Origin of the sequence: Roseovarius sp. ZX-A-9, assembly GCF_028369135.1 — a bacterium.
Taxonomy (GTDB): Bacteria; Pseudomonadota; Alphaproteobacteria; order Rhodobacterales; family Rhodobacteraceae; genus Roseovarius.
On sequence record NZ_JAPWHW010000015.1, the window covers coordinates 73,439 to 98,965 of the forward strand.

A 25,527-nucleotide genomic window follows, 5' to 3' on the forward strand; every position below is an offset into this window, starting at 1 on the left:
GGGTCGTTTTGGGTTAAGCGGAAGGTCATGCCCCGCTATGCACTCAAAGTTGAATATCACGGAGCGCCCTTTGCCGGGTGGCAGCGCCAGCGCGACCAGCCGTCAGTGCAGGGTGCGATCGAGGCGGCGCTGGCGCGATTGGAACCGGGGCCGCACACCATCGCGGCGGCCGGGCGGACCGATGCGGGCGTTCATGCGCTGGGGCAGGTGGCGCAGTGCGATCTGGCCAAGGATTGGGCGCCCTTTCGCCTGATGGAGGCGCTGAACCATCATCTGAAGCCCGCGCCGGTGGCCATTGTGGATTGCGCGCAGGTCAGGGATGACTGGCACGCCCGGTTCTCGGCTTTGGAGCGGCGCTATCTGTTTCGTCTGCTGATGCGGCGGGCACCCGCGACCCATCAGGCCGGGCTGGTTTGGCAAGTGCCGCACAGGCTCGATCTGGCGGCGATGCGCGCGGGGGCTGTGCATCTGGTGGGGCACCACGATTTTACCACGTTCCGGTCGTCGATCTGCCAGGCAGCCAGTCCGCTCAAGACGCTGGATGCGATCGAGATCAACGAGGTGCGGACAGATGGCGGTCCCGAGATAGAGTTTCGCCTACGTGCACGGTCTTTCCTGCACAATCAGGTGCGCAGCATCGTCGGCACGCTGGAACGGGTCGGCAGGGGTGCATGGGCCCCGGACGACGTGCGCGCTGCGTTGCAGGCGAAGGATCGCGCGGCCTGCGGGCCGGTCTGTCCGCCCGGTGGGCTCTATCTATACGGTGTCGGTTATCCCGAGGATCCGTTTGCACCCTGATTTTGCCTTTACGTGCACCGCGCGGTGACGCTAAACCGTGGCCAGCGGCTCCGTAGCTCAACTGGATAGAGCAAGGACCTTCTAAGTCCGAGGTTGAGGGTTCAAGTCCTTCCGGGGCCGCCATTGATTGATCTGTTAATCGCACGACCAACGATCCCTTTCGCCCGAGAATTCGAGCAGAGCATCATTGCGCGCGAAGTGCGTCTATCGTCGGTATGCCAAGCTGTATCATCGTGCGCAGGATCTCATCCTGGAACAGCGAGAAGATGTGCTGCGCCCCGGCTTGTGCGCCCAATCCGGCGACGGAGTAGTAGAACGGGCGGCCAGCGAAACAATAGGCTGCGCCCGCGTGCAAGGCGCACAGCACATCCGAGCCAGAGCGAATGCCTCCGTCGAGAAAGACGGGTTTGCCGTCGGCAACTTCGACGATTCGGTTCAGGCAGCCGAGACTGGCCGGTGCCGCGTCGAGCTGTCGTCCGCCGTGGTTGGACACCTGAATCGCATCAGCGCCGAGAGCGAAGAGTTCCTGTGCAAGGCCGGCGTCGAGGACGCCCTTGATGACAAGCGGGCCGTTCCATCGGGCGCGAATCTTCTCCAAGTCCGACATTCCAAAGGCCGCATCCATAAGGTCGAAGATATGTTCGTATCCTTCTGGAGATCCTTGCTTGGCTTCCGGAATATATGGTTCAAGAACGCGTAAGCGGGGGAAGCCCTTGACGACGGTTGTCAGTGACCACCACGGTTTGACTGACGCCTGCATGACCATCCGCATCGATGGCTTCAAGGACAAGGCCAGGCCATTACGCCAGTCCCGCTCTCTTTTGGAATGAACCGGAACGTCGATTGTGACAACGAGGGCCTGGGCACCTGCAGCGGCCGCACGATCAACGATATCGAGTGTTACAGCGATATCTTTGGTCGGGTAGAGTTGAAACCAGTAGTTGTCGCCAGCATTTTCGGCGATGCGCTCCATCGTCTCGGTAGAGAAAGTGCTTTGTGTAAAGACAGCGCCTGCTTGCGCCGCTGAACGTGCCAGATACCGTTCGCCGTGATGTCTGAACAGATTTGGGTAGCCTACCGGAGAGACGCCGATGGGTGAGGCAAAACGCTTGCCGAAGACCTCGACAGTCGGATCATTGGCGGTGTTGTCCTGCAGAAATCTAGGGATCAACTGATAGTTTTCGAATGCCTGACGATTTCGAGCAAGGCACGATTCTGTGCCCAGCCCGCCATTGAGATAGTCCCATGCAAACCTTGGCAGGACCCGCTTTGCCTTTGCCCCGAGGTCAGCAACCGACGGATATTTCAAGCCAGTCGGAAGGCGCGCGAAGTCATGTGATCTGTTCATAAGAGGGCATCTCGTTGCAGAGGTTTTGAAAGGATGGCTTTGGTGTTTCGGCTGCTCGTAGGGTGGCAAAAAAACGTGCCCTGCCGCTTGTTCGAGGGAGGGAGCGACGTGAACGGGCCGGTTTCACGAAAGCGGTCGGGAGAGAATAAGGCGCAATGCATAGGAAAAATAGCTGGGCTCATCAGGGATGAAGCTGGCGAGCTGAAAGCGGTTTCAGTCCTTGAAAGCCTTGCGTCGGGGCGTGTCGTTTTTTCCATCGGTCCGGCAGCCGCTACGCCGCGTAACCGAAATAGGCTTCTTCCAGGATTTTCGGATCGTCTATCTCGGAGGTCCGCTTGGAAAGAACGATTTCGCCATTCCGCAGAACGTTCACCTGATGCGCCAATTTCAGGATGCGCGCGGTGGACTGCTCGATGATGAGAAGGGTCATTCCCGTAGATTCATTGAGCGCTTTGAGGCTTGCGTAGACTTCGTCGATCATCAACGGAGCCAGACCAAGCGATGGCTCGTCGATCATGATGAGTGCGGGCTGCTGCAGGATGGCTCTTGCGATTGCGAGCTGTTGTTGTTCACCGCCAGACAGATGTCCAGCAACACCCTTGTAGCGGCTGCGCAGGATGGGAAATGTTGTCAAAACTTTTTCCAGATCGCCTTCCAGAACATCCTTGTCCTTGCGGCCCATTCCGCCAAGGGCGAGGTTTTCTTCGACGGTGAGGCTGGCAAAAATGCTCCGCCCTTCCGGCACCAGAACCAGCCCCTCGCGACACAGCTTTTCCGGCGGCTGACCATTGATCAGACTCTGCTCGAACTCGATTCGCCCACCCCAAGGTTTGATCAATCCGCAGATAACCTTAAGAAGAGTGGATTTGCCCGCTCCATTGGGGCCAACGACAAATGCGATCTCGGATTTGCCGACCGTCAGATCGATTCCTCTCAGGGCGTTCAGGCGGCCATAACCTGCCGTTAAGTCTGAAATTTTCAGCATTATCAGTCCCCTACATTCCACAAATGCGTCGGGTGCAAGCGCCTGAAAGCACCCTCTGCGCCATTCTGTGAATAGCGCTGGAATTGCGTTCTGTCCACAGTCTTCATATTTTCTGTTGACGGAACGGGGGCGTTGAAGGTTAACTGCCGCCAATCCACGGAAGATTGTGGACCGTCCACAGGAGGTGAAAATGAATTTGAATAAACTGACGAAGATCGTTGCTGTTGCTGCGCTCGGGGGTGTTCCGTTGACAGGCGCGCAGGCGCAAGAGGATCCGATAAAGATCGGATTTGCCATCGCGCAATCCGGCTGGCTTTCGAATTATGATCTGTCGCCCTATCGCGCGGCTGTTGCGAAGATCGACCAGATCAACGCGAGCGGCGGCTTGCTGGGTCGGCAGATCGAATACACGGTCGGGGATACCAAGACCGAGCAGGAACGCGCCGCCGCCGTCGGCGCGCAGATGGTGTCCACAGGGGTAGATCTTCTTGTGGTCTCATGTGACTATGACTTTGGTGCACCTGCCGCGCTTGCAGCGAATAGTGCGGGCATCATCACCATGTCCCTTTGCGCCGCAGATCCCAAGATGGGCGTTCAAGGTGTCGGTCCTTACGCATTCTCGGGCAATAGCGCCGCTCAGTCAGAAGGCATCGCCATCGCTGAATACGGTGTCAAGAAGATGGGTCTGAAGACGGCCTATGTGCTGGAAGACACGACGATCGAATACAACAAATCCAACTGCGCTGGCTTCCGTCACGCCTGGAAGGAAACGGCGGGCGAGGGCAGTATCGTTGGTGAGGATTCCTTCCGGAACGAAGATCCCTCGATCGCAGCCCAGATCACACGCATCAAATCGCTCGACGTCGCGCCTGACGCCATCCACATTTGCTCCTTCACGCCCGGCGGAGCATCGGCGGTTCGGCAACTGCGTGCGGCTGGTATCGATGCGCCGATCCTTGCCAGTACTGCCATGGTTGATAACTATTGGCTGAATGCTGTTCCGGGGCTCAAGGATTTCTATGTTCCGGGGTTCATGTCGCTTTATGGCGACGACCCGCGCCCGGAAATGGCAGAGTTTCTCGCCGCGTTCAACGAGCGCTGGGGTGAAGGTCCGGTTTCGTCCTATTCGGTCCTTGGTTACACGCTGATCGAAAGCTGGGCACATGCTGTCGAGCAGGCCGAGACAGCGGATGCCGACGAAGTACTGTCTGTGATGAACAGCTATGTAGACGAGCCGTTCACGGCAGGTCTGACATCGTTCTCGGATCAACTGCACATCCAGACAAACCGCCCTTGGCTGATCATGAAAGTCGAAGACGACACGTTCAAGGCTGTCGAGATCTTCCGAAACACGATCACCCCGGACATGCGGTTGCTGTTCCGCGTCGGTCAGTAACGAGCGGCCAGAGATAGTCACACAGGGGATGCCGCCTTTCGGGGCGGCATCCATCCCCGACGCTCTGCGAAAAAACGCCGATACGAGAACGTATCAGCCAATCCTCCACCACAGCTGGAAAAGTGATCACATGAATCAGCTCGCCGAAAACAGCCTCGAGACTCGCAATGTGCATGTAGCGTTCGGTGGCATCCATGCGTTGTCCGGCGTGGATATTACGATCAAGACCGGGATGGTTCAGGGTCTGATTGGACCGAACGGTGCCGGCAAGACGACCTTGGTAAATGTACTTTCGGGATTTCAGAAGCCGACACGCGGCCATGTTGTGCTGAACGGCAAGGATGTTTCGGGCGACGGACCGCAGAAACTGGCCCGGGCCGGGGTGGGGCGATCCTTCCAGGCAGCTCGCCTGTTTCAGGATATGAGCGTCGAACAGAACCTGATGACCGCTGCTATCGGCACCGGGCTCAACAAAGCGGATGCAATCATTCGCAGCCGTGAAATTCTGGACTGGATGGGCCTTGGCCACCACGGCGCCGTATTGGGCGGAGCTCTTAGCTATGGAGATGAACGCAGGATCTCCATTGCTCGCGCTCTGGCGCTACATCCCAAGTTTCTTTTGCTGGACGAGCCTGCTTCGGGAATGAACGCCGAAGAGAGCCAGAACCTGATGTCGATCATTCGTGCCATCCCGGCCCATTTCAACTGCGGTGTTCTGCTGATCGAGCACAACATGGAAGTGATCATGGGGGTTTGCGAGCATGTGTATGTGGTGGATGGCGGGCGCAGCCTGGCCAACGGTACGCCGCGGGAGGTGCAGGATAATCCCGACGTTCGCCGCGCCTACCTGGGCGAAGAAGACGCGGCAGCTTGAAGGAGGGATGATATGCAAAACTTGATCCAGATTATCGTGGATGCGGTCGCGTTGGGCAGCTTGTATGCGCTGGTGTCGCTTTCGATCGGGCTCGTCTTCGGCGTGATGCGGCTCATCAACTTTGCGCAGGCCGATTACATCACGATTGGCGCTTATGCCTTGGTGGTGCCGACGGCCTCGGTGTCGCCGGCCCTGCTGCTCGGGGCGCTGCCCTTTGCTTTCATGGCTGGCGGTGTGGTGGTCGTGGTGGTGGTGCTTGCCCTGCTGACCGAGCGTCTGGCATTTCGGCCGATGCGCGGATCAGACCCGGCAACGCTGTTGGTATCGTCCTTTGCCGTTAGCTACTTTCTGCAACACTTGGTGATGTTGATCCATTCCGGACGTCCAAAATCGGTGGGCATCGGCAACAGTCTGAGTGCTGCAGTCGAATTCTGGGGCATTCGGGTGCCGGGCACTCAATTGCTCACGATGGGGGTGGCGCTGGTGATGCTGGTCGCCATGGTGTTCTTCCTGAAGAAAACACCGATGGGCATCCAGATGCGCGCCGCCGCTGAAAACTTTCAAATGGCGCGTCTGATGGGCGTCAAGGCCAACCGCGTGATCGCCACTGCATTTGCAATCAGTGGAATCATGGCGGCCGCGGTGTCGCTGTTGCTGGTCGTGCAAACCGGAACGCTGGATATCCGCATGGGCCTGATGCCGGTGATCTTTGCCTTTTTCGCAACAGTCATCGGCGGGATGGGATCGCTGCCCGGCGCGGCGCTGGGAGGGTTCATCGTGGGGTTCGTGACTGTCGGGCTTCAGGCCTTCCTGCCGCCTGACCTCAGAGCATTTCGAGACGCCTTCGTGTTCATGCTGGTCATAGGGTTCCTCCTGTTCCGCCCTCAGGGCCTGATCGTAACCAGCGCGGCAAGGGAGCGTGTCTGATGTCTAACGCCACAACAACTCCGTACCAGAGCTTTCTCTCACGTCATTTTGCAGTTCTGCTGATTGCTGCGTGCCTCGTTTTCATTGTCTGTCTCGTTCACCTTTTTGGTTCCGTGATGGTGCAGCGGGTCGTGATCGAAGCATTGATCCGCATCGTGATCGTGGTGGGGATCTATATATTTACCGGCAATTCCGGGATCATATCGTTCGGCTCCGTCACATTCATGGCAATCGCCGCATATGCGACGGGCTGGCAGACCTGTTGCGAGATGCTGAAACCCATCACGATGTCAGGGTTGCCATCAATCTTGCGCGACAACAGCTATCCCGTCTACGTGTCTGCGCTGACTTCGGTGAGCCTGGCGGCGCTGGCGGCCTTCGTCGTGGGCCTGATCCTGATGCGGCTCGGCGGCCTTGCCGCGTCAATCTCGACACTGGCCATCCTGTTCATTCTCAACGTCTCCTATTCCAACTGGGAAACCGTAACGATGGGCACGGCCTCGATGGTTGGGTTGCCCACATATATCACGCCCTGGATTGCGCTGGGTGCGGCGCTGATTGCCGTGGTTTGCGCGTGGGTATTCCAGAATTCGGCGCGCGGTATCTTGCTGCGGGCCACCCGCGCAGATGAAGTGGCAGCAGCGGCGTGCGGTGTATCGCTGTACTGGTCGCGGCTGATCGCCTGGACCCTTTCCGGGGCGGTCATGGGGCTGGCCGGTGTTCTGACGGCGCATTTTCTCGGCACCGTTTCGATCAACTCGTATTTTCTGAACCTGACCTTCCTCGCGCTTGCCATGCTGGTCGTCGGCGGCATGAAAAGCCTTTCCGGCGCGGTGGTCGGCGTGGTGGTCGTATCGACTATCGTGGACATGTTCCGGCGCCTCGAAGCCGGCGTTTCACTGGGTGATACGACACTGTCATTGCCTGCCGGAACGCAGGAATTGGTTCTGGCAGGCGTCATGATCGTGATCCTCATGTTCCGGAAAGACGGCTTGATGGGCGGCAAGGAATTTTGTCTTCCTAAGCGATGGGCGGCCGTCCGCTCAGAGTCTGTCACTTCGGAAAGGAACGCCCAATGATTGCTCAAGAGCCAAACAAGCAACAAAACATCAATCAAGAGGAGCCTGATTTCAGCTTTGAAACGAAACCTCTTTCATCACAGGTGGAAACCTACCTCGTGAGAGAATTGATGCGCGGTCATTTGATCGGCGGGCAACGTATCAATGAAGCTGAAATGGCCCGCAATCTGGGCATCAGTCGTAACCCGATCCGAGAGGCGGTGCGCAGGCTCGAAGAGCGCGGCGTGCTCGTGTCCCTTCCGAGGCGGGGCACTTTCGTGCGCACGTTCTCTCGCAAGGATGTCGACGATATATTTTCCTTCCGCCTGGTGGTCGAGGATTTTTCCCTGCGCCAGGGCCTGTCGAAAATGACAGATGCGCAGCTGGAAGAGATCGTGGGAACCGTCAGGGAGATGGAGGCGGCAGCCGAGCGCGATGATGCGATCGCGTTGGTCGAGAAGGACTTCGAGTTCCATCATCTCATCTGCAAACTGCCCAACAATCATCAGTCCCTGCACGCATTCCTCACGATTCAGGCCGAACTCCAGCTCTTGATCACCATGATCGACAGGAAGTTCGAGACTTTGGAGGCGGCAGCCGTCGACCACTGGCCAGTTGTGGACGCCTTGCGCACCCGAAACCTGGCCGCGGTGCGAAAAGCTCTGCGCGAACACATCAAAGATTCCTGGAGCCGTCTCAGCGACAATTACGACGGCATGGAAGACATCGACACGAATTGACCAAGTGCCAATGGAGGACACAGTGCGAAAAATTATCGGTATCGATATTGGCGGGACGTTCACAGACTTTGTGACATATGATCCCGCAACAAATCAGATCGAAAACTGGAAGAACCTGACGACGCCCGCCGAGCCAATCAAGGGCGTCATGCAGGGGTTGGAGAAAATGGAAACATTGGCCGATGTCGACAAGGCGCGGCTGGGTACAACCATTGCAACCAACGCACTGTTGACGCGGCGCGGTGCCAATGTGGCCTATGTCACGACGACCGGTTTCCGCGACATCCCGTTCATCCAGCGCGGCAATCGCAAGGCGCACTACGATATCACCTGGATCAAGACGCGCCCCTTCGTGGAACGCGCGAATTGTTTCGAAATTGATGGGCGCATTACCGCAAAGGGCGATGAATGGGCGCCACTGGATGAAAACGCCGTTCGCGAACTGGCGGCCAAGATCAAGCAGGACGGAACCATCGAAGCGGTCGCGATCTGCACCCTGTTCTCCTATGTCGATCCCAAGCACGAGTTCCGGATCCGCGAGATCCTTGCGGAAGAACTTCCGGGGATGCCGCTCTCGATTTCTTATGACGTTCTTCCCAAGTGGAAAGAATATGACCGCGCATCGACCACGATCGCAGATGCCTATCTGAAGCCCGTGGTCGCCGAAAACTTTCGCAAAATGCAAGCGCAGTTCGACGAACTGGGGCTGGGCAAGAAGGTCGGCGTGATCAAGTCCAACGGCGGAGAGGCGACGCTGGCCAGTGCGGCGGATGCACCTGTTCAGATGGCGCTGTCCGGTCCGACCGGTGCAGTGGTGGCGACCCGTATCATGTCGGAACTGACCGGGATCAAGAACCTTGTCGTGTTCGATATGGGCGGCACGTCCACTGATTGTTCGACCGTCGTGGATGGCGCGGAACACGTCACCACGAATTTCGAGATCGAATGGGGTATTCCGATCCAGATCCCGATGATTGATATCAACACGATCGGTGCAGGCGGTGGCTCCATTGCATGGATCGACAAGGGAGGCATGTTGCGGATGGGTCCGCAATCGGCCAGCGCTGATCCCGGCCCGGCCTGTTACGGTCGTGGCGGTCAGGATGCCACTGTCACCGACGCCAACGTGGTTCTGGGCCGAATTTCCCCGGATAACTTCCTCGGCGGTGAAATGACGCTGGACAGCGAAGCGTCTCACGCCGCAGTGGGCCGGATTGCCAAAGATCTGGGTATGGAGGTTGATGAGTGCGCCTTTGCAATGGTGCAGATCGCCAACAACAACATGCTGGGTGCGCTTCGTGCGGTTCTGCTTCAGCGTGGTCTGGACCCGCGTGACTTCACCTTGGTGGCATCAGGCGGTGCGGGACCGGTGCATGTTTGCGACCTTATGGACATTTCGGGCATTCCCAAGGGGTTGGTGCCGAATTTCCCCGGTCAGTTCTCTGCGTTTGGCTTCATCATGACCGACGCGCGCGTCGACCGGCATCGGACTGTTCAGCAAAGCTCCAAGTTCTTCGATGGTGAGCGTGCGACGCAGGCCATGGCCAGCCTGGTCACCGATGCTATCAAGGAACTGCATGATCAGGGCTACACTGACCGGATCGAGATCAAACGCTCCATCGAGGCGCGTTATCTGGGCCAGAACCATGAACTGGAACTTCATTTCAACGGTGAGGAATTCAACGAGGCCACGATCGCGACCATGTGGGAGGATTTCCACAAAGAGCACAAGATCAGGCACGGCTTTGCCATTCCGGGCGAAACCATCGAGACGGTCAACTTCAAGGTCGTCGCAGTGGCGGTTTCCGAGAAACCCGTCATGCCCGATCTGGAGAAAACCGAAGGCAAGCTGACTGCCAAGAGCACGCGGAAAGTCCGCTTCAAGGATGGTTGGCATGAGGTGTCGGTCTTTGATCGCGCTGATCTGAGACAGGACGACGAGATCGCGGGTCCCGCGCTCATCGAGGAAAGCGCCTCGGTGACGATCGTACAGCCCGATCACCGTATCGTCGTCGACCGGATCGGCAACCTCATCATTTCCGCATAAAGGAGCAGAGAAATGGACTTTGTGACCATGAATATCCTCGACTCGGCGATGGTTTCCATCTGCCGGGAAATGGGGATCACCCTGATGAAGACCTCGTACTCGACGATCTTCAATGAAGCGTTGGATTTCACTTGTGGCTTGGCCGACATGAATGGCGATATGATCGCTGTTGCTGATTTCTGCCCGGCGCAGATCGGCGGTATGCCCCTCTTGGTGCAGTCGTGCCTCAAGGAAATCCCGATCAGCGATATCCACGAAGGCGATATCATCCTGCACAACGACCCCTATCGCGGTGGCCTGCATACGCCCGAGCACACGTTCTTCAAGCCGATCTTCGTCGAAGGCGAAATCATGGGGTTTGCCGTGGCCATCGGCCACATTGCCGAAGTCGGCGGCATGGCGCCCGGCGGTTTCTGCGGCGAAGCAACCGAGATTTTCCAGGAGGGTGTGCGTATCCCGCCGGTCAAGATCGTCAAGAGGGGAGAAGACAACGTCGAGGTCTGGAAGCTGCTGCTGGCCAACGTCCGGACGCCACGCGTCAACTACGGCGACCTCAAGGCGCTGATCGCGGCGGTGGATCTGGGTGAAAAGCAGATGCAGGGAATCTTTGCCAAGTATGGCAAGGCGAAGGTGAAAGAGACCGTTGCCGACCTGCTGCTCTATTCCGAAAAGCGGATGCGCGCAGAACTGGAGATGATCCCCGACGGCATCTATTCCTTCGATGATTACGTCGAGAGCGACGGCGTGGAGAGCGACAAGAACCACCTCATCCACGTTGACGTTCACAAGAACGGCGGCTCCATCGTCATGGATTATCACGGTACCTCGCCGCAGGCGATCGGCCCGATCAACGCGACGTTGGGGGTTGCCACGTCGGCGGCCTACAACGCGGTGTTGCACATGACAGACCCGACCATTCCGCGTAACTCGGGCTGTTTCCGCCCGATCGAGGTGATGGCAGAACCGGGCAGCCTGCTTAATGTGGATTTCCCGGCGCCATCGGTGGGGGGTAATACCGAAACGCACCCTCGCATCGTCGGTACGATCCTCGGGGCGATGTCCAAGGCGCTGCCTGACAGGGTCATGGCGGCCGAAGGTGGAACCCACTGCAACTTTGTCTTCGGTGGCGTTGATGCGGACACCAAAGAGTACTTCGCCTGCTACGACCTGGAGGCTGTGGGCTGGGGCGGGCGCTCTTTCGCCGATGGCAACAGCGCTGTGGACTCCATCAATGGCAACTGCCGGATCACACCGGTCGAAGTCTACGAAACACGCTTTCCCTGGTTGATCGAAAGCCTCGCACTGGACACCGACTCCGGTGGCGCCGGCAAGCATCGCGGCGGCTTGGGCTATTCCAAGCAGATGTTGTGCGTGAACGATGTCATCACCTGCTCGCAGATGACCGACCGCCATCTTCTGGCGCCTTGGGGCCTTGAGGGCGGCAAGGAAGGGGGCTGCGGCGCGACCTTGGTGATGAAGGACGGCGAAGACACGTGGAAGACCATGCGCGAAGCCTATGGCAAGGCGTCGACCAGCCGGTTCAACAACGTTGCGATCCGGCGGGGCGACCGTGTCCTGCTTCGGATGCCCGGCGGTGGCGGCTACGGCGACCCGGCCGAGCGTGATCCGGACGCGGTGCTGAGTGATCTCAAAGATGGTTACATTTCGAAAGAAGCGGCCAAGAAATACTATGGCTACAAGGAGGCCTGATAGATGAAATTCTCAGCAAACGGCTACTACATTGAAAGCTATCAGAAATGCCCCAACTGCGGTGTTTTGATGTACGCGAATTCCGAAGAAGACAGGAAAAAGCGCGTCGAGCACGAGGATAAAACCTATTGCTCTCAGCGCTGCGTGGACTGGAGCATTGCGCGCGAGAAGCGCCGTGCAAGCGCTGCGGGCTGACCTGCGGAAACAATGGCACGCGGCGGGTGTGACCCGCTGCGTGTCATGAATACCAAACAACGCTGTCGGCGGTGTGATGCTTGCCACCAGCTCAAAACCTTTTGCGTTTTTCTGACAAAGGAAGAACGCAAAAGGTTCACGCCTTTCAATGTTGAGGGCGTTTCGCATCTCTCACAGCCTCTCCGCTTCGAGCCTATAGAGTGCCCTGAGGCAGACAGTCAGAGGCATTGCTTGTGGCTGCGTCCATCAAGCTGAATACTTGCCATCACTGACCCAAAGCCCGCGCTTGGCGCGCGCAGTGGGGCGGGATCGGGGTTTGACCCGCTGTCACGAAAATTTCGCAAAACAGGTGCTATCCAGATAGTAAATCGGCTGTTAACCTCTAGTGGAAACGTTTCCACTAGGATCGAATCCCGATGAGCGACAAGGCTACCATCACCATCAAGGACGTCGCCCGCGTGGCGGGGTGCGGTGTGGCGACGGCGAGCCGCGTGCTGAATGCTTCGGGACCGGCCAGCGCGGAAATGACCGAACGGGTGCGCCGTGCCGCCGAGGATCTGGGCTTTTCCTTCAACGCGATTGGCCGCGCCTTGCAAAGCCGTCGCTCCAGGACGGTTGGCTGTCTTGTACCGTCGTTGGCCAACCCGGTCTTTGGAGAGGCCATGCAGGGCGTGCAGGACCAGTTGCGCGCCGCAGGATACCAGCCGCTGATCTGTGCGTCGAACTACGACGAAGACATCGACGAGGATATGCTGCGCACCCTTCTGGCGCAAAAGGTCGAAGGGCTGATCATCACCATGGCCGTGCCTGCCCGCAGTGCCGCGCTGAAAGTGGCGCGCGCGTCCGGCGTGCCTGTGTCGCTGATGTTTCACGATCCGATCGACGGGTTCGCCAGCGCCTATGTCGACAATGCCGCCGCAGCGCGCGAGGTCGCGCGACAGTTCATCGTGCGGGGGCATCATCGGCTGGGGTTTCTTGCGCTGCACTTTGCCTCGTCCGACCGCTCGCAGAGCCGGTATGCCGGTTTTCGGGATGAATGCCGCGTGGCTGGCCTTGCCGAGCCTGCGCTGATCGAGATCAGCGAACGCGAGGCGCGCTGCCCGGACATGATCGCCAATGTACTGCGCGCCAACCCCGAGATCACCGGCCTTTTCGCATCCAACGATTTTCTGGCCATTGCCGTGCAGAACGCGGCCGCCCGTATTGGTCGGCGTGTTCCGCAGGATCTGTCGGTCATTGGCTTTGACGGGATAGACATCGGCCACCTTCTCAGCCCGTCCCTTGCCACGATCGAGACGGATGCAGGTGCGATGGGCCGTCAGGCGGCGCATTCGCTGCTGATCGCCATGCAAAACGGGGAGATGCACCAGCGCCCCCCCTTGCCATTCGTTTTCCGCGCGGGGGCGACGCTTGCTGCCGCGCCGGAGAAAAAGGACGGCGACCGGGATGCACCCCAGTCACCGTCTGTTCACCAAGCCTCAGTTCCCACCAAAACAAGGACGAACTCATGAGATATATCTTTGCAGCGGCCCTGGCCGCAACCACCCTCGCGGCCCCCGCCATGGCCGAGCAGGGCATCTGCTACAATTGTCCGCCGCAATGGGCCGACTGGGCCTCGATGCTGGAGGCGATCGACGAGAAGCTCGACATCCAGATGCCCCATGACAACAAGAACAGCGGCCAGACCCTCAGCCAGCTTCTGGCAGAGCAGGCGAACCCTGTCGCGGATGTTGCCTATTACGGCGTGACCACCGGCATCAAGGCCGGCGACAAGGGCGTGGTCGAACCCTACAAGCCCGCGCTTTTCGACGAAATCCCCGAAGGGCTGCGTGACCCGGACGGCAAATGGTTTGCCATCCATTACGGCACACTGGGCTTTTTCGTGAATGTCGATGCGCTTGGCGGTGCCGAGGTTCCTCAGTGTTTTGCCGACCTGACCAAGCCGGAATATCGCGGCATGGTCGGCTATCTTGATCCGTCATCGGCCTTTGTCGGTTATGCGGGCGCGGTCGCGGTCAACATCGCGTTTGGCGGTGATCTGGACAATTTCGATCCGGCGATCAAGTTCTTCAACGAGTTGTCGGAAAACTCGCCCATCGTGCCAAAGCAGACGTCCTATGCGCGCGTCGTTTCAGGCGAAATTCCAATCTTGTTTGACTATGACTTCAACGCGTATCGCGGCAAATACGAAGAAGACGGCAATTTCGAATTCGTTCTGCCTTGTGAAGGATCGGTGCGCGTCCCTTACGTCATGAGCCTTGTCAAAGGCGGGCCGAACCCCGAGGTCGGCAAGCGCGTGCTGGATTTCATCCTGTCGGATGAAGGGCAAGCGATCTGGACCAACGCTTATCTTCAGCCCGCCCGCCCGGTTGAGCTGCCCGCCGAGGTTGCGGCAAAGTTCCTGCCCGCCAGCGATTACGAGCGCGCAGTGGCCGTGGACTACGCCAAGATGGAAGCCGTGCAATCCGCCTTTGGCGAGCGGTATCTGTCCGAAGTCAAGTAAGCTCAATGATCAGGGGCAGGGCGCAGGCCTTGCCCCTCTTTGCCGTCCGGAGACCTGCCCATGTCATCCCGCACCTTTGTTCCGCTCTGTTTCCTGCCACTGGCGATCTTCACGATCGCCTTTCTCGCGCTGCCATTGGTGCGACTGATCCTCGCCTCTGGCGAAGGTGAGGCAGGCTGGGCGATCTACCTCGAGATTTTGCAAAAGCCGCGCTACCTGTCGACGCTGATCCAGACGGTCGTGATTTCGGTCGCGGTGACGATCGCGGCACTGGCGATATCGACCACCGCCGGATTGTTCCTTGTGCGCAACCGCTTTCGGGGGCGCGGCACGCTGTTGTCGATCCTGACGCTCCCGCTGGCCTTTCCGGGGGTTGTCGTCGGTTTCATGATCATTTTGCTGGGGGGACGCCAGGGCCTGATCAACCAGATCACGCCCGGCCATGTTGTCTTTGCCTATTCTGCCTTTGGGCTGTTTCTGGGCTATCTCTATTTCTCGATCCCGCGCGTGTTGCTGACCGTCATGGCGGCGGCAGAGAAAATCGACCCGGCGCTGGAAGAAGCCGCGCTGACGCTTGGCGCGTCACCATATCGCATCGTACGCGACGTGTTGCTGCCCGCCCTCATGCCCGCGATGATCGCGGCGGGGGCCATCGCGTTCGCCACTGCAATGGGCGCGTTCGGCACGGCCTTCACGCTGGCCACGAATATCGATGTGCTGCCGATGGTGATCTACACCGAATTCACGCTGTCGGCGAATATCGCCATGGCCTCGGCCCTGTCGGTCATCCTTGGTCTGGTCACATGGGCGATGCTGCTGATCGCGCGCAGTTTCGCCGGTGGCGTCGTGGCGGCGGGGGGCTGAGCCATGTTGAAATCCCCTGCAAAAATCCTGCAACTGGCCGTCACGCTGCTGGCCTGCGCGTTCCTGCTGGTGCCGACGCTGCAATCGGTACTGGCGGGCGTCACGGTCAACTACTTTCAGGGCGTCAAGTCCGGCCTGACGTTGAAATGGATCGGTGAGGTCTGGACGCTTTACTCGGCGTCCATCTTCCTGTCGATCTGGCTGGCGTTATGCTGCCTCATTTCAACTCTCATCATCGGCGTGCCTGCGGCCTACGCGCTGGCGCGCAATCCCGGCCGGCTTTCACGCATCCTGGAAGAGTTCATATCGCTCCCCCTTGCCATTCCCGGCCTCGCCCTCGCGCTTGCGCTGCTTCAGGTCTACGGCTCGGTTCAGGGGTTCCGCGCGCATTGGAGCTTCATCCTCGTCGGTCACGTCCTTTACACGCTGCCCTTCATGGTGCGCTCGGTCCTGTCGGTCATGGCCGCCATCGACCTCAAGACACTTGAGGAGGGCGCGGCATCGCTCGGTGCGCCCGCCTGGCGTCGGTTTACCGATATCGCGGTACCCAATGCGATGCCCGGCGTTCTGGCCGGGTCGCTGACGGTGGTGACCCTCTCGATCGGTGAGTTCAACCTGACATGGATGTTGCACACACCGTTTCTGAAAACCCTGCCTGTGGGGCTGGCTGACAGCTATGCCTCGATGCGGCTGGAAATCGCGTCGGCCTATACGCTGGTCTTTTTCGTGATGATCGTGCCGCTGCTGATGGCGATGCAATGGGCCTCGGCCCGCGCGCAAAGGACACTGACATGACGCTGAAACTGACCAACGTTGCCAAGACATTTCCCGACGGTACGCGCGCGCTGATGCCTGTCGATCTGGATATCAAGCAGGGCGAGATCGTGTCGCTGCTGGGCCCGTCAGGCTGTGGCAAGACGACCCTTTTGCGCATCATCGCCGGGCTGGAAACCACCGACGCAGGCGGCAAGATACGCTTTGACGACGAAGACGTGACTTCCCTTTCGGTGGTCCAGCGCAAGGTCGGCATGGTGTTCCAGTCCTACGCGCTGTTTCCCAACATGTCGGTGCGTCGCAATATCGGCTACGGGCTGAAAATGCAGAAGTTACCGAAATCCGAAATCGATGCGCGCGTCGATGAGGTGATCGCGCTTTGCCGGCTTGAGCCCTACGCAGATCGCCCGATCAATGCCCTTTCGGGTGGCCAGCGCCAGCGTGTCGCGTTGGCGCGGGCCTTTGCACCACGCCCGCGTATCCTTCTTCTGGACGAGCCTTTGTCGGCGCTTGATGCCGCGTTGCGCGGGCAGTTGCGCGACGAATTGGCCGTGCTGTTGCGTACCTTCGGGATCACGGCGATTTTCGTCACGCATGACCAGACCGAGGCGATGGCAATCGCCGACCGCGTCGCTGTCATGTCGCATGGGCAGGTGGCCCAGATCGGGACACCCGAGGCGCTCTACCGTGCGCCTGCCTCGCCGTTTGTTGCGCGTTTTGTCGGGGACGCGATGCCGCTGAAGGGCCGGATGGGCAGCGGCGCGCTGCATCTGGATGGCGGCACGCTGCCACTTGAGGGCGGGGCCGAGGGTGGTTCTGCCTATGTGCGCGCCGAAGATGTTCGCCTGGACGAGGATGGCCCGCTACGGGGGCGGATCGAGGCGGTGACATTCCTTGGCACGCATTACCGCGTCGTGCTGTCAGGCGTCACGCCCGAGCCGGTCGTCGCCCTGCATGTCGGTGCCAGTGCGCCCAAGCTGGGCCAGACTGTGGGCCTGAGCATCGCGCCCGGCGCCATCCTAAGCTTTGCACACGAGACGGAGAGTGCCTGATGGCCGCGTTCATCCAGATCACCGACACACACATCGTCCCCGAGGGCGAGCTGGCTTACAACCGCTCTGACACGGCCGCCGCCCTGAACGAGGCGGTCGCCTCGATAAACGCTATCCTGCCGCGCCTTGATCCGGTGGATTGCGCAATTATCACCGGCGATCTGACCGATTACGGCACACCTGCGGAATACGCGCGGCTCAAGCGCATATTGGCGGAGCTGCAACTGCCCTACCTCGCCATTCCGGGCAATCACGATGTGCGGGATGCCATGCGGGCTGCGTTTGCCGATCAGGCGTGGATGCCGGAGGCGGGTCCGATCCAGTGGCACCGTGACTTTGGCGATTTCAGCGTAATCGGCCTCGATACCCTGGTCGAAGGGTCTCATCACGGCATGCTTTGCGACGAGGGGCTGGCGTTTCTGGACCGGGTCTTGGAGACGCTGAATGGCCAGCCGGTCGTGGTGGCGACGCATCATCCGTGGATGCATTCCGGCGTGGTGGCGATGGACAACAACAACCTGCGCAACGGCGGCGCTTTGCTGGACAGGTTAGAGGCGTATGGGGGTCCGGCGCGGATGATTTCGGGCCATGTTCATCGCACGCTGACCACCCAGATCGGCAAGGTTACCTGTCAGATCGCGCCCGCCCCGTGCCACGCGGTTCACCTGTCGCATCAGGCGGCGTCGATAAATTCTCTGATCATGGAGCCGGGCGGCGTCACGCTCTGGAACTGGCACGACGCACCCCGATCCTGCCTTGTGTCGAATGTGATTCCCGTCGGCACGTTCAAGGGGCCGTGGCCGTTTTACGGCTGACCGGTCAGCGCAGGCTCGCCACCAGCCCGCGCCGCAAAGAACTCGCCTATGGGCTTGCTGACCCAAAGGCGAGTTCCTGAACGATGGTCGGTCCGTTGCAAACGATTATTGAAAGCGCCGGCGGTTCTATCCCGGTTCAGTTGCCGGCGTTTTCCAGTTCCCGGATGCCGCGCACCGGAAGCGGGATCGGGTTCACGTAAGCGTACCCTTGGGACTCCAGCATGACGATTTCAGCAAAGCCCGCCGGAACGACTGTGACAAAGCCGTGCATGTCTTCGGGCTCATACCCTGCGGCGCGCAGCGCATTGTTGCACATGCGAAATTCCACACCCTGTTCGGCAAGCTCGGCCATCTGATCCATGAGGCCATAGTATTTGTCGTAATTTTCCTTGGCAAAGGCGCGCAGCTCGGGGCCATGGGTGACAACCACCGCCTTGCCGGGAACGACCTTGCGCGTGTTCTTGACGAAAGCGTAGAGGACGCGAAGCGAATTGGGGTCTTCGTAGTTGACGTCGTAAACCTGATTGATCTCAGGATATTCATGCATGTCCACTTTGGCCGTGCCGTACGGGGTCAGTTCGTCGTCGGCATATGCCCCGAGGGTCAGAACGGCAAGAAGCGTCGCTGCGAGCGCTGGAATGCGGAGTAAAGGCTTCATGAGAAACTTCCCTGTTTTCTGGATACTTTCCAGAGCTTAGGCAGGGCTTGATATTCGTGTCAATTCTCTGCGCGAAAGAGGGAAAAGGTTCGGATCGAAATCGCAGCATAGAGAAAAGTATCCTAGGACTAAGCGCGTTTTCAGTACCGGATAGCTGTATTGCGTGATGATGCGGGGTGTTGGAAAGGCGATTGGGGACAATAACATGATCAAGATCGACGGTGGATCGGTGCCGACCTGCGCCAATACCGAGGATCACATGCCAATGTCGCCACTGGCGGCGCGCCAGGCTGCCGATGTGGTGGACATGGCGCAGACGATTCTGGTGATCGAATGCCTACTGGCCGCTCAGGCGATGGATCTGCGCGGCATCGACCCGGCCCCGCTGTTGCTGTCGCTCTACCGGGCGATACGCGGGGCTGTTCCTGTCATGGTCGAGGACCGCGTCCTGGGTGACGATCTGGCGGCGGTCCGACAGGTGGTGACGGATTATGCACAAACCCTGCATTGACGCGGATTTTCGGGCGCAAAAATCCTCGCAGATGCATGCAAGGGCTTAACAAGTTCTTAAGAACTCAAGATACTCGCACCATAACAAAGGAGAACGCATCATGAAGAGAAGACATTTTCTGAAAGCCTCGGCGGGGGCGGCCGCTGCGGCACCCCTGGCAACTCCGGCGCTGGCGCAAGGCACCCGCCAATGGAAGATGGTCACATCCTGGCCCAAGAACCTGCCCGGACCGGGTGTTGCGGCACAGATGCTGGCCGACCGGATCACGGCGCTGTCTGGCGGGCGGATCGAGGTCAAGCTTTATGCTGCGGGCGAGTTGGTGCCGGGGCCGGGCGTGTTCGATGCGGTGTCCGAAGGCACAGCAGAACTCTATCACGCGGTGCCGGCCTATTGGGGGTCGAAATCCAAGGGCATCCTGCTCTTTGGGTCACAGCCCTTCGGCCTGCGTGGTGACGAGCAATATGGCTGGATGGTGCATGGCGGCGGGCAGGATCTCTATGACGAGATGTATGGCCGCTTCAACCTAAAGCCATTCCTTTGCGGCAATTCCGGGCCGCAATGGGCCGGCTGGTTCCGCGAAGAGATCGAGTCTGTCGAAGACCTGAAAGGCATGCGGTTCCGCACCACGGGCCTTGCCTCCGAAGTGTCGAGCAAGCTCGGCATGGCGGTGCAGGCGATGGGCGGGCGCGACATGTTCCAGGCGCTGCAATCGGGCGCTCTGGATGCGGGCGAGTTCATCGGGCCCTGGTCCGACAGCGCGCTGGGGTTCTACCAGGTGTGCAAATACTACTACTGGCCTGGCGTGAACGAGCCATCCTCGGCCGAGGAATGCGCAATCAACGCAGACGTCTACGCGGAGCTTCCCGAAGATCTGCAAATGGCCGTGCGCGTTGCGTGTTCGTCGCTCTACAGCGACGTTTGGACCGAATACACCACCAACCACGCCCGCGCCCTGCCCAAGCTGGTCGAAGAGCACGGCGTGCAGGTGCGCCAACTGCCAGAGGATGTGATGGTGGCGATGGGCAATGCCGCAGGCGAGGTGATGGCCGAAATGCGCGAGGACAGTGACGAGTTGGTGCGCCGCATCACCGAAAGCTTCATGGCCTATCGCGGGTCGGTTTCAGATTATATGGTCTACGCAGATAACGGGCAGATGAACGCCCGAGCACTGGACTATAAATACTGATTTTATTGGCGGCGCCGGTTTCGACCGGCGCCGCTTAATGACTGGGAGCCCGCTGAATGAATCGCCTCGCGGATGCGCTGGATACGATCAATCGCAATGTCGGTTATGTGGTGCGCTGGCTGGCGCTGCTGATGGTTCTGGCGCAGTTCGGGATCGTTCTGTTGCGCTATGTCTTTGGCGTCAGTTGGGTCTGGGCCAACGAAAGCGTACTCTACATGCATGCCGCGTTCTTCATGATCGCTGCGGGATACACATTGCTGGTGGATGAGCATGTGCGCGTCGATATCTGGTACGCCAAGGAAGGCCCGCGCGGGAAGGCATTGACCAACCTGCTGGGGCATCTGGTGCTGCTCATCCCGTCGATGACGGTGCTGCTGCTCTATTCCTGGCCCAGCGTGCGCAATTCCTGGAAGATTCTGGAAGGCCCCATTTCGGTGGGCGGGATTCCGGCGTCGTTCCTGCTCAAAACGCTCATCCCGATATTCTGCGTGCTGCTGATCATTCAGGCGGTCGCCAACATCCTGCGCGATCTTGCGCGCCTTGCCGGGACACGCTGATGCCTCTGGACCTTTTGATGATCGCCGCGCTGATCGTGGGCATTCTGATCGGCTACCCGGTGTCGTTCACCATTGCGGGGGTGGCGACGCTGTTCGCGGTGCTGGGCTGGGCGACGGGCAGCTTTGATTTCTCGCTGATGGGCGCTCTGGGGCAGCGGGTCTTTGGCCTTCTGACAAATCAGGTGCTGATCGCGATCCCGCTCTTTGTCTTCATGGGCGTCATCCTGGAGAAAAGCCAGATTGCCGAGGACCTGCTCAAGACCATGGCCCGCCTCTTTGGCCGGGTGCGCGGCGGACTTGGCATCTCGGTGGTGCTGGTGGGCGCGCTGCTGGCGGCCTCGACGGGGATTGTCGGTGCCACGGTGATTGCTATGGGAATGATCGCGTTGCCGACGATGCTGGCCAGCCGGTATGATCCGCGCCTTGCGTCGGGCCTTGTCTGCACTGCGGGCACGTTGGGGCAGATCATTCCGCCCTCGACGCTGCTGATCATCCTCTCGGACGTGATTTCGAATGCCTATCAGCAGGCGCAGTTCGAGCAGGGAAAATTCACCGTTGATACGATATCAGTCGGGCAGATCTTTGCCGCCGCCCTCTTTCCCGGCCTGCTGCTGGTGGCGATTTACTGCATATACATCCTGATCCGCGCATGGCTGCGGCCCGAGGATGCGCCGGCCATGGAGAAACTGGACGAGCCGCCCTCGCTGGGCACGATCCTGCGGGCGATCCTGCCACCCATTCTGCTGATCCTCGCAGTGCTGGGGTCGATCCTGGGCGGCATCGCGGCCCCCAGCGAGGCAGCGTCGGTGGGGGCCGTAGGCGCGCTCCTGATGGCGGGGGTGCGGCTTGGGGCTTCGCGGTGGATGATCATGCTGGGCACGGCTGCGCTGTTGATCCTCGGCGTCGCGGCGGGGCTGGCACCCGTGCGCCTGCAACGCACCGACACCTCGGTGCTGGATTACGGCCTTGGTGCCGCCTATGCGCTGGCGGCGCTGATCGGGTTTGTCGCCATCGTCGTCGCGCTGCGCCGCAGCCTTAAGGCTGGTGCGCTGCGCCCCACGGTGACTTCGACGATGACGGTAACGGCGATGATCTTTGCCACCATCCTGACGGCGAGCATCTTCTCGCTGGTTTTTGTCGGTCTGGGGGGCGAAGAGCGGATCGAGGCGATCATCATGGCGATGCCGGGTGGTGCGGTTGGCGCATTGGTGTTCTCGATGTTGCTGATCTTCGTGCTTGGGTTCTTCATGGATTTCGTCGAGATCACGGTGATCGTGCTGCCGCTTTTGCTGCCGATCCTGATCGTCATGGGACATGATCCGATCTGGCTGGGGGTGCTGATCGCGATCAACCTTCAGACGTCGTTCCTGACCCCGCCATTCGGTTTCTCGCTGTTCTACCTGCGCGGCGCGGCCCCAAAGGAGATCACGACCGCTCAAATCTATCGCGGCGTCGTGCCCTTTATCGGGCTGCAGTTCATTGCTGTTGCGCTGATCTGCGCGGTGCCCGCGATTGCGACCTGGCTACCGGGGGTATTGTTTTAAGTGACTTGCGGGCCTGACCCATGCTTTTGGCGTGGGTCAGATGTCGAAGAACACCGTTTCCGCGTCACCCTGAAGGCGAATATCAAAATGGTAGCGATTGCCCTCTGCCGTCGCAATCAAGGTCTTGCGGCGCGGCGGCTCCGGGATAAGACCCAAGACCGGATCGCTCGCATTGGCCGCAGCCTCATCACCGAAATACATCCGTGTGCCTAGCCCAACGTTGATGCCGCGCGCCACCAGCCAAAATGTGATGTGCGGTGCCATCATGCGCCCATCCGGCCCCGCGACCGCGCCGGGCTTTACGGTTTCGAACCGAAACACACCGCTGTCGAAATCCGGGATCACCCGCCCCCAGCCGCGAAATCCCGGCTCGACCTCGCCTGCGCCGGCAAAGACGCCCGCCGCATTGGCCTGCCAGACCTCGATCAGCACATCCGTGACCGGCGTGCCGTTACCGTCGATCACCTGACCGGTGACGGTGATGGGCGTCCCCTGCGCCTCTGGTCCGGCGATATCGCGGCCCAGTTCCGTGCGGTAGATGTCGAACCCCGCATCGCCGGGTGCCAGCCCGATATGCACGAATGGGCCAGCGGTTTGCGATGGTGTTTCCTTGAGATACTGCAGCTTCTGCACCATGCTCATCCTCCCTCCGGGCGGTTCTCGAAATAGGTCGCGCGATGCCCGCGCAGCACGATGTCGAACCTGTAGGCGATACTGTCGAGCGGCACGCTGGCGTTCATGTCCAGTGCAGCGATCAGTTGTTCTATCGCGCGGGCATCCGGCACGGCGTTCACGATCGGGCACAAGGCGATCAGCTGATCGCCTTCGAAATACATCTGCGTGATCAGCCGTTGGGCAAATGCCGTGCCGAAGACGGAAAAGTGGATATGCGCAGGCCGCCAGCTGTTTACCCCGTTGCGCCAGGGGTAGGCCCCCGGCTTGACCGTACGAAAGGCATAGCAGCCATCCGCATCCGTCAGCACCCTGCCGCAGCCGCCGAAATTGGGATCGACCGGTGCGAGATAGCTATCCTTCTTGTGCCGGTAACGCCCGCCGGCATTGGCTTGCCAGATCTCGACCAGCGTGTGCTGCACCGGGCGCGCGTTTTCGTCCAGAACTCGGCCATGCACGATGATCCGCTCGCCTATCGGATCGCCGGTATGGGCGTAATTTCGCAGCAGGTCATTGTCCAACGGGTCGATATCGCCATGCCCAAAGGTGGGGCCGGTCAGTTCGCTGGCTGTGCCGCGCAGCGATAACAGCGCCTGTCTGGGCGCGCGGGTGGTGCTGGATTTGTAGTCGGGCGCAAAGGCGGGGGGGTGCCAGCTGCGGTCACGCTGGTGCAGTTCGGGCAGGCTCATGGGGCTTCTCCTTCCATCTCGGCATAGGTCTGCTTGGCCAGTTTGATGGCTTGGTTGGCGGCGGGTACCCCGGCATAGACCGCAACATGCTGAAAGACCTCGATCACGTCCGTCTTGCTGGCGCCGGTGTTGGCGGTGGCACGGATATGCATCGGGATTTCGTCGAAATTCCGGGTCGCGGCCAGTAGGGCGAGGGTGATCATCGACCGCTCGCGCAGGCTGATCGCGTCGCTGGCCCAGACCGTGCCCCAGGCACCTTCGGTGATCAGCGATTGAAAGGCAGTGTCGAATTCGGTGCGCGCCGCCTCGGCCCGGTCCACATGCGCGTCGCCCAAAACCCTGCGGCGGATGCGCATGCCGTTTTCGTAACTGTCAGGCATGGCCGTGGTCCCCTCATGTCTGCAATCCGTCGCGGGCAGTATGGAACCCCGCGGGGTGAGAAGTAAAACGAGATATTGCCGCCACCGGGCCGGGCGGCGTTCAGACCTCCTTCAACAATCCTTTCGCGACCAGATCGGCGCGGATCGCTTCTGAATCCGCGCCGCGCTCGGGCGGTGCCGCAACCGGCCGCCGTGCGCCGTCAAAGCGTGGCGCGGGCGAGGGTTGCAGCACACCGCCGGGGGCCTGCCAGACGCCGCGCGCCTGCATGTGCGGATCCTGCGCCGCCGCATCCGGGCTCAGCACCGGCGCAACGCAGGCGTCGCTGCCGTCAAAGAGCGCGGCCCAGTGCGCCACCGGTTCGGCGGCGAAGAGCCCGGCCAGCTGCGCGGTCTGGCGCGGCCATTGTGTCGGATCATGCTGATCAGCGAATGCCGGGCTTTTATCCAGCCCCATCAGGCGCAGGAACGCGGCGTAAAATTGTGGTTCCAGACATTGCACGCTGACATGGCCGCCATCGGCGCAGACATAGCAGCGCGACCAGTGCGGCCCGTCCAGCAGGCTCTGCCCGCGTTCTGTGTTGATGTGCCCGGCCTGCCGGATTGCCATCAGCAGCGCCATCATGTGCGCCGATCCGTCGACCATTGCGGCATCCACCACCGGCCCGCGCGCCCCACCGCGCACCGCCAGCAGCCCGGCCAGAATGCCCGCCACCAGATAAAGCGCGCCACCGCCGATATCGCCCAGCATCGTGGGCGGGGTAAAGGGCGGCTGCCCTGGGTCGGACGCGTACCAGAGCGCCCCGGACGTGGCGAGGTAATTGAGGTCATGCCCGGCGCTCTGCGCGCGTGGACCGTCCTGGCCCCAGCCCGTCATCCGGCCATAGACCAGCGCGGGGTTGACGGCGTGGCAGGGCTCTGGTCCCAGGCCCAGACGTTCCATCACGCCGGGGCGCAGTCCCTCGATCAACGCGTCGGAATCTGTAACCAATGCCAGTGCAACGGCGCGATCCGCCGGTGATTTCAGGTCGAGCGTGATGGATTTCTTGCCGCGATCCAGCAGGCTTGCCGGGCCGGTCACGCTGCTGGGCTGGTGCCGGTGGATGCAGGTCACCTCGGCGCCCAGATCGGCCAGCATCATGGCGGCAAAGGGCGCGGGCCCCAGCCCTTCGAATTCGACGATACGTACCCCTGACAGCATACTGATCTCCGGTCATGTCGGCTGCAGCTTAGGTCGGGCGCAGGTT

The 25,527-nt window shown here is 60.3% G+C and carries 26 protein-coding genes and 1 tRNA gene; 20 read left to right on the plus strand and 7 right to left on the minus strand.

Features of this window, described 5'->3' with window-relative positions; genetic code table 11:
- Positions 1–27: 27 nt before the first annotated feature.
- Both truA and O3306_RS14985 read left to right on the plus strand, forming a co-directional pair.
- Positions 28–798 carry a tRNA pseudouridine(38-40) synthase TruA gene (gene truA / locus O3306_RS14980; RefSeq protein ID WP_272008763.1) on the plus strand — a complete coding sequence of 257 codons (771 nt, stop codon included), beginning with the start codon at positions 28–30 and terminating at the stop codon, positions 796–798.
- 46 nt (positions 799–844) lie between these two features.
- Positions 845–921 (plus strand) — tRNA-Arg (locus O3306_RS14985).
- A gap of 61 nt (positions 922–982) precedes the next feature.
- Here O3306_RS14985 and O3306_RS14990 read toward each other — a convergent pair.
- Positions 983–2,146, minus strand: coding sequence for an alpha-hydroxy acid oxidase (locus tag O3306_RS14990; protein ID WP_272008765.1), 1,164 nt, complete (start codon positions 2,144–2,146; stop codon positions 983–985).
- A 271-nt stretch (positions 2,147–2,417) separates the two neighbouring features.
- A complete protein-coding gene (locus O3306_RS14995; RefSeq protein ID WP_272008767.1) occupies positions 2,418–3,131 on the minus strand; it encodes an ABC transporter ATP-binding protein in 714 nt (237 codons plus the stop codon).
- 190 nt (positions 3,132–3,321) lie between these two features.
- Here O3306_RS14995 and O3306_RS15000 point away from each other — a divergent pair, with 190 nt between their 5' ends.
- The 14 genes from O3306_RS15000 (at position 3,322) to O3306_RS15065 (ending at position 18,086) form a co-directional block, all read left to right on the plus strand.
- Positions 3,322–4,527: an ABC transporter substrate-binding protein gene (locus O3306_RS15000; RefSeq protein WP_272008770.1), complete on the plus strand. Its 1,206-nt coding sequence runs from the start codon at positions 3,322–3,324 to the stop codon at positions 4,525–4,527.
- A 28-nt stretch (positions 4,528–4,555) separates the two neighbouring features.
- Entirely contained in the window at positions 4,556–5,401 is an 846-nt protein-coding gene (locus O3306_RS15005) for an ABC transporter ATP-binding protein (protein ID WP_272008771.1), read from the plus strand.
- 12 nt (positions 5,402–5,413) lie between these two features.
- Entirely contained in the window at positions 5,414–6,328 is a 915-nt protein-coding gene (locus O3306_RS15010; protein WP_272008773.1) for a branched-chain amino acid ABC transporter permease, read from the plus strand.
- Positions 6,328–7,407, plus strand: coding sequence for a branched-chain amino acid ABC transporter permease (locus tag O3306_RS15015; RefSeq protein ID WP_272008775.1), 1,080 nt, complete (start codon positions 6,328–6,330; stop codon positions 7,405–7,407). Before O3306_RS15010 ends, O3306_RS15015 begins: the two co-directional genes overlap by 1 nt.
- On the plus strand, positions 7,404–8,126 hold the full coding sequence (locus tag O3306_RS15020) for a GntR family transcriptional regulator (RefSeq protein ID WP_272008777.1): 723 nt from the start codon (positions 7,404–7,406) through the stop codon (positions 8,124–8,126). Before O3306_RS15015 ends, O3306_RS15020 begins: the two co-directional genes overlap by 4 nt.
- 10 nt (positions 8,127–8,136) lie before the next feature.
- Positions 8,137–10,173, plus strand: coding sequence for a hydantoinase/oxoprolinase family protein (locus tag O3306_RS15025; protein ID WP_272008778.1), 2,037 nt, complete (start codon positions 8,137–8,139; stop codon positions 10,171–10,173).
- 12 nt (positions 10,174–10,185) lie between these two features.
- On the plus strand, positions 10,186–11,883 hold the full coding sequence (locus O3306_RS15030) for a hydantoinase B/oxoprolinase family protein (RefSeq protein WP_272008780.1): 1,698 nt from the start codon (positions 10,186–10,188) through the stop codon (positions 11,881–11,883).
- A 3-nt stretch (positions 11,884–11,886) separates the two neighbouring features.
- Positions 11,887–12,078, plus strand: a complete 192-nt coding sequence (locus tag O3306_RS15035; protein ID WP_272008782.1) for a hypothetical protein — start codon at positions 11,887–11,889, stop codon at positions 12,076–12,078.
- Between the two features lie 416 nt (positions 12,079–12,494).
- Positions 12,495–13,589, plus strand: coding sequence for a LacI family DNA-binding transcriptional regulator (locus tag O3306_RS15040; RefSeq protein ID WP_272008784.1), 1,095 nt, complete (start codon positions 12,495–12,497; stop codon positions 13,587–13,589).
- Entirely contained in the window at positions 13,586–14,581 is a 996-nt protein-coding gene (locus O3306_RS15045) for an ABC transporter substrate-binding protein (RefSeq protein WP_272008786.1), read from the plus strand. The genes O3306_RS15040 and O3306_RS15045 overlap by 4 nt, the downstream gene beginning before the upstream one ends.
- Before the next feature lie 60 nt (positions 14,582–14,641).
- Positions 14,642–15,445 (plus strand): ABC transporter permease, encoded by an 804-nt coding sequence (locus O3306_RS15050; RefSeq protein ID WP_272008788.1) that lies wholly within the window; start codon positions 14,642–14,644, stop codon positions 15,443–15,445.
- Between the two features lie 3 nt (positions 15,446–15,448).
- The gene (locus O3306_RS15055) at positions 15,449–16,240 is read left to right on the plus strand and encodes an ABC transporter permease (protein WP_272008790.1); all 792 of its coding nucleotides are present in this window, start codon (positions 15,449–15,451) and stop codon (positions 16,238–16,240) included.
- A complete protein-coding gene (locus O3306_RS15060) occupies positions 16,237–17,271 on the plus strand; it encodes an ABC transporter ATP-binding protein (RefSeq protein ID WP_272008791.1) in 1,035 nt (344 codons plus the stop codon). The genes O3306_RS15055 and O3306_RS15060 overlap by 4 nt, the downstream gene beginning before the upstream one ends.
- Positions 17,271–18,086, plus strand: a complete 816-nt coding sequence (locus O3306_RS15065; RefSeq protein WP_272008793.1) for a phosphodiesterase — start codon at positions 17,271–17,273, stop codon at positions 18,084–18,086. Before O3306_RS15060 ends, O3306_RS15065 begins: the two co-directional genes overlap by 1 nt.
- Positions 18,087–18,222: 136 nt before the next feature.
- Here the strand turns inward: O3306_RS15065 and O3306_RS15070 are convergent, their stop codons facing one another.
- The gene (locus O3306_RS15070) at positions 18,223–18,744 is read right to left on the minus strand and encodes a DsrE family protein (RefSeq protein ID WP_272008795.1); all 522 of its coding nucleotides are present in this window, start codon (positions 18,742–18,744) and stop codon (positions 18,223–18,225) included.
- Between the two features lie 205 nt (positions 18,745–18,949).
- Between O3306_RS15070 and O3306_RS15075 the strand changes: the two genes are divergently transcribed.
- The 4 genes from O3306_RS15075 (at position 18,950) to O3306_RS15090 (ending at position 22,542) form a co-directional block, all read left to right on the plus strand.
- A complete protein-coding gene (locus tag O3306_RS15075) occupies positions 18,950–19,255 on the plus strand; it encodes an aromatic amino acid lyase (protein WP_272008797.1) in 306 nt (101 codons plus the stop codon).
- 100 nt (positions 19,256–19,355) lie between these two features.
- A complete protein-coding gene (locus O3306_RS15080) occupies positions 19,356–20,441 on the plus strand; it encodes a TRAP transporter substrate-binding protein (protein WP_272008799.1) in 1,086 nt (361 codons plus the stop codon).
- A 56-nt stretch (positions 20,442–20,497) separates the two neighbouring features.
- Entirely contained in the window at positions 20,498–20,998 is a 501-nt protein-coding gene (locus O3306_RS15085) for a TRAP transporter small permease subunit (protein WP_272008801.1), read from the plus strand.
- Positions 20,998–22,542, plus strand: a complete 1,545-nt coding sequence (locus tag O3306_RS15090; RefSeq protein ID WP_272008803.1) for a TRAP transporter large permease — start codon at positions 20,998–21,000, stop codon at positions 22,540–22,542. Before O3306_RS15085 ends, O3306_RS15090 begins: the two co-directional genes overlap by 1 nt.
- Positions 22,543–22,578: 36 nt before the next feature.
- Here the strand turns inward: O3306_RS15090 and pcaG are convergent, their stop codons facing one another.
- The 4 genes from pcaG to O3306_RS15110 form a co-directional block, all read right to left on the minus strand.
- Positions 22,579–23,178, minus strand: a complete 600-nt coding sequence (gene pcaG / locus O3306_RS15095) for a protocatechuate 3,4-dioxygenase subunit alpha (RefSeq protein ID WP_272008805.1) — start codon at positions 23,176–23,178, stop codon at positions 22,579–22,581.
- A 2-nt stretch (positions 23,179–23,180) separates the two neighbouring features.
- Complete coding sequence (gene pcaH, locus O3306_RS15100) at positions 23,181–23,903, minus strand: protocatechuate 3,4-dioxygenase subunit beta (protein ID WP_272008807.1); 723 nt, start codon at positions 23,901–23,903, stop codon at positions 23,181–23,183.
- Positions 23,900–24,283: a 4-carboxymuconolactone decarboxylase gene (gene pcaC / locus O3306_RS15105; RefSeq protein WP_272008809.1), complete on the minus strand. Its 384-nt coding sequence runs from the start codon at positions 24,281–24,283 to the stop codon at positions 23,900–23,902. Before pcaC ends, pcaH begins: the two co-directional genes overlap by 4 nt.
- Positions 24,284–24,383: 100 nt before the next feature.
- A complete protein-coding gene (locus O3306_RS15110) occupies positions 24,384–25,481 on the minus strand; it encodes a CaiB/BaiF CoA transferase family protein (RefSeq protein WP_272008811.1) in 1,098 nt (365 codons plus the stop codon).
- Positions 25,482–25,527 lie beyond the last annotated feature (46 nt).

Coding starts and splice junctions, on each gene's coding strand:
- O3306_RS15090 (WP_272008803.1), top strand. CDS start 20,998: ATGCCTCTGGACCTTTTGATGATCGCCGCGCTGATCGTGGGCATTCTG.
- O3306_RS15000 (WP_272008770.1), top strand. CDS start 3,322: ATGAATTTGAATAAACTGACGAAGATCGTTGCTGTTGCTGCGCTCGGG.
- O3306_RS15060 (WP_272008791.1), top strand. CDS start 16,237: ATGACGCTGAAACTGACCAACGTTGCCAAGACATTTCCCGACGGTACG.
- O3306_RS15110 (WP_272008811.1), bottom strand. CDS start 25,481: ATGCTGTCAGGGGTACGTATCGTCGAATTCGAAGGGCTGGGGCCCGCG.
- O3306_RS15025 (WP_272008778.1), top strand. CDS start 8,137: ATGGAGGACACAGTGCGAAAAATTATCGGTATCGATATTGGCGGGACG.
- O3306_RS15010 (WP_272008773.1), top strand. CDS start 5,414: ATGCAAAACTTGATCCAGATTATCGTGGATGCGGTCGCGTTGGGCAGC.
- pcaG (WP_272008805.1), bottom strand. CDS start 23,178: ATGGTGCAGAAGCTGCAGTATCTCAAGGAAACACCATCGCAAACCGCT.
- O3306_RS15005 (WP_272008771.1), top strand. CDS start 4,556: ATGCCGCCTTTCGGGGCGGCATCCATCCCCGACGCTCTGCGAAAAAAC.
- pcaH (WP_272008807.1), bottom strand. CDS start 23,903: ATGAGCCTGCCCGAACTGCACCAGCGTGACCGCAGCTGGCACCCCCCC.
- O3306_RS15065 (WP_272008793.1), top strand. CDS start 17,271: ATGGCCGCGTTCATCCAGATCACCGACACACACATCGTCCCCGAGGGC.
- O3306_RS15080 (WP_272008799.1), top strand. CDS start 19,356: ATGAAGAGAAGACATTTTCTGAAAGCCTCGGCGGGGGCGGCCGCTGCG.
- truA (WP_272008763.1), top strand. CDS start 28: ATGCCCCGCTATGCACTCAAAGTTGAATATCACGGAGCGCCCTTTGCC.
- O3306_RS15050 (WP_272008788.1), top strand. CDS start 14,642: ATGTCATCCCGCACCTTTGTTCCGCTCTGTTTCCTGCCACTGGCGATC.
- O3306_RS15035 (WP_272008782.1), top strand. CDS start 11,887: ATGAAATTCTCAGCAAACGGCTACTACATTGAAAGCTATCAGAAATGC.
- O3306_RS15070 (WP_272008795.1), bottom strand. CDS start 18,744: ATGAAGCCTTTACTCCGCATTCCAGCGCTCGCAGCGACGCTTCTTGCC.
- O3306_RS15020 (WP_272008777.1), top strand. CDS start 7,404: ATGATTGCTCAAGAGCCAAACAAGCAACAAAACATCAATCAAGAGGAG.
- O3306_RS15030 (WP_272008780.1), top strand. CDS start 10,186: ATGGACTTTGTGACCATGAATATCCTCGACTCGGCGATGGTTTCCATC.
- O3306_RS15045 (WP_272008786.1), top strand. CDS start 13,586: ATGAGATATATCTTTGCAGCGGCCCTGGCCGCAACCACCCTCGCGGCC.
- O3306_RS14990 (WP_272008765.1), bottom strand. CDS start 2,146: ATGAACAGATCACATGACTTCGCGCGCCTTCCGACTGGCTTGAAATAT.
- O3306_RS15015 (WP_272008775.1), top strand. CDS start 6,328: ATGTCTAACGCCACAACAACTCCGTACCAGAGCTTTCTCTCACGTCAT.
- O3306_RS15085 (WP_272008801.1), top strand. CDS start 20,498: ATGAATCGCCTCGCGGATGCGCTGGATACGATCAATCGCAATGTCGGT.
- O3306_RS15075 (WP_272008797.1), top strand. CDS start 18,950: ATGATCAAGATCGACGGTGGATCGGTGCCGACCTGCGCCAATACCGAG.
- O3306_RS14995 (WP_272008767.1), bottom strand. CDS start 3,131: ATGCTGAAAATTTCAGACTTAACGGCAGGTTATGGCCGCCTGAACGCC.
- pcaC (WP_272008809.1), bottom strand. CDS start 24,283: ATGCCTGACAGTTACGAAAACGGCATGCGCATCCGCCGCAGGGTTTTG.
- O3306_RS15055 (WP_272008790.1), top strand. CDS start 15,449: ATGTTGAAATCCCCTGCAAAAATCCTGCAACTGGCCGTCACGCTGCTG.
- O3306_RS15040 (WP_272008784.1), top strand. CDS start 12,495: ATGAGCGACAAGGCTACCATCACCATCAAGGACGTCGCCCGCGTGGCG.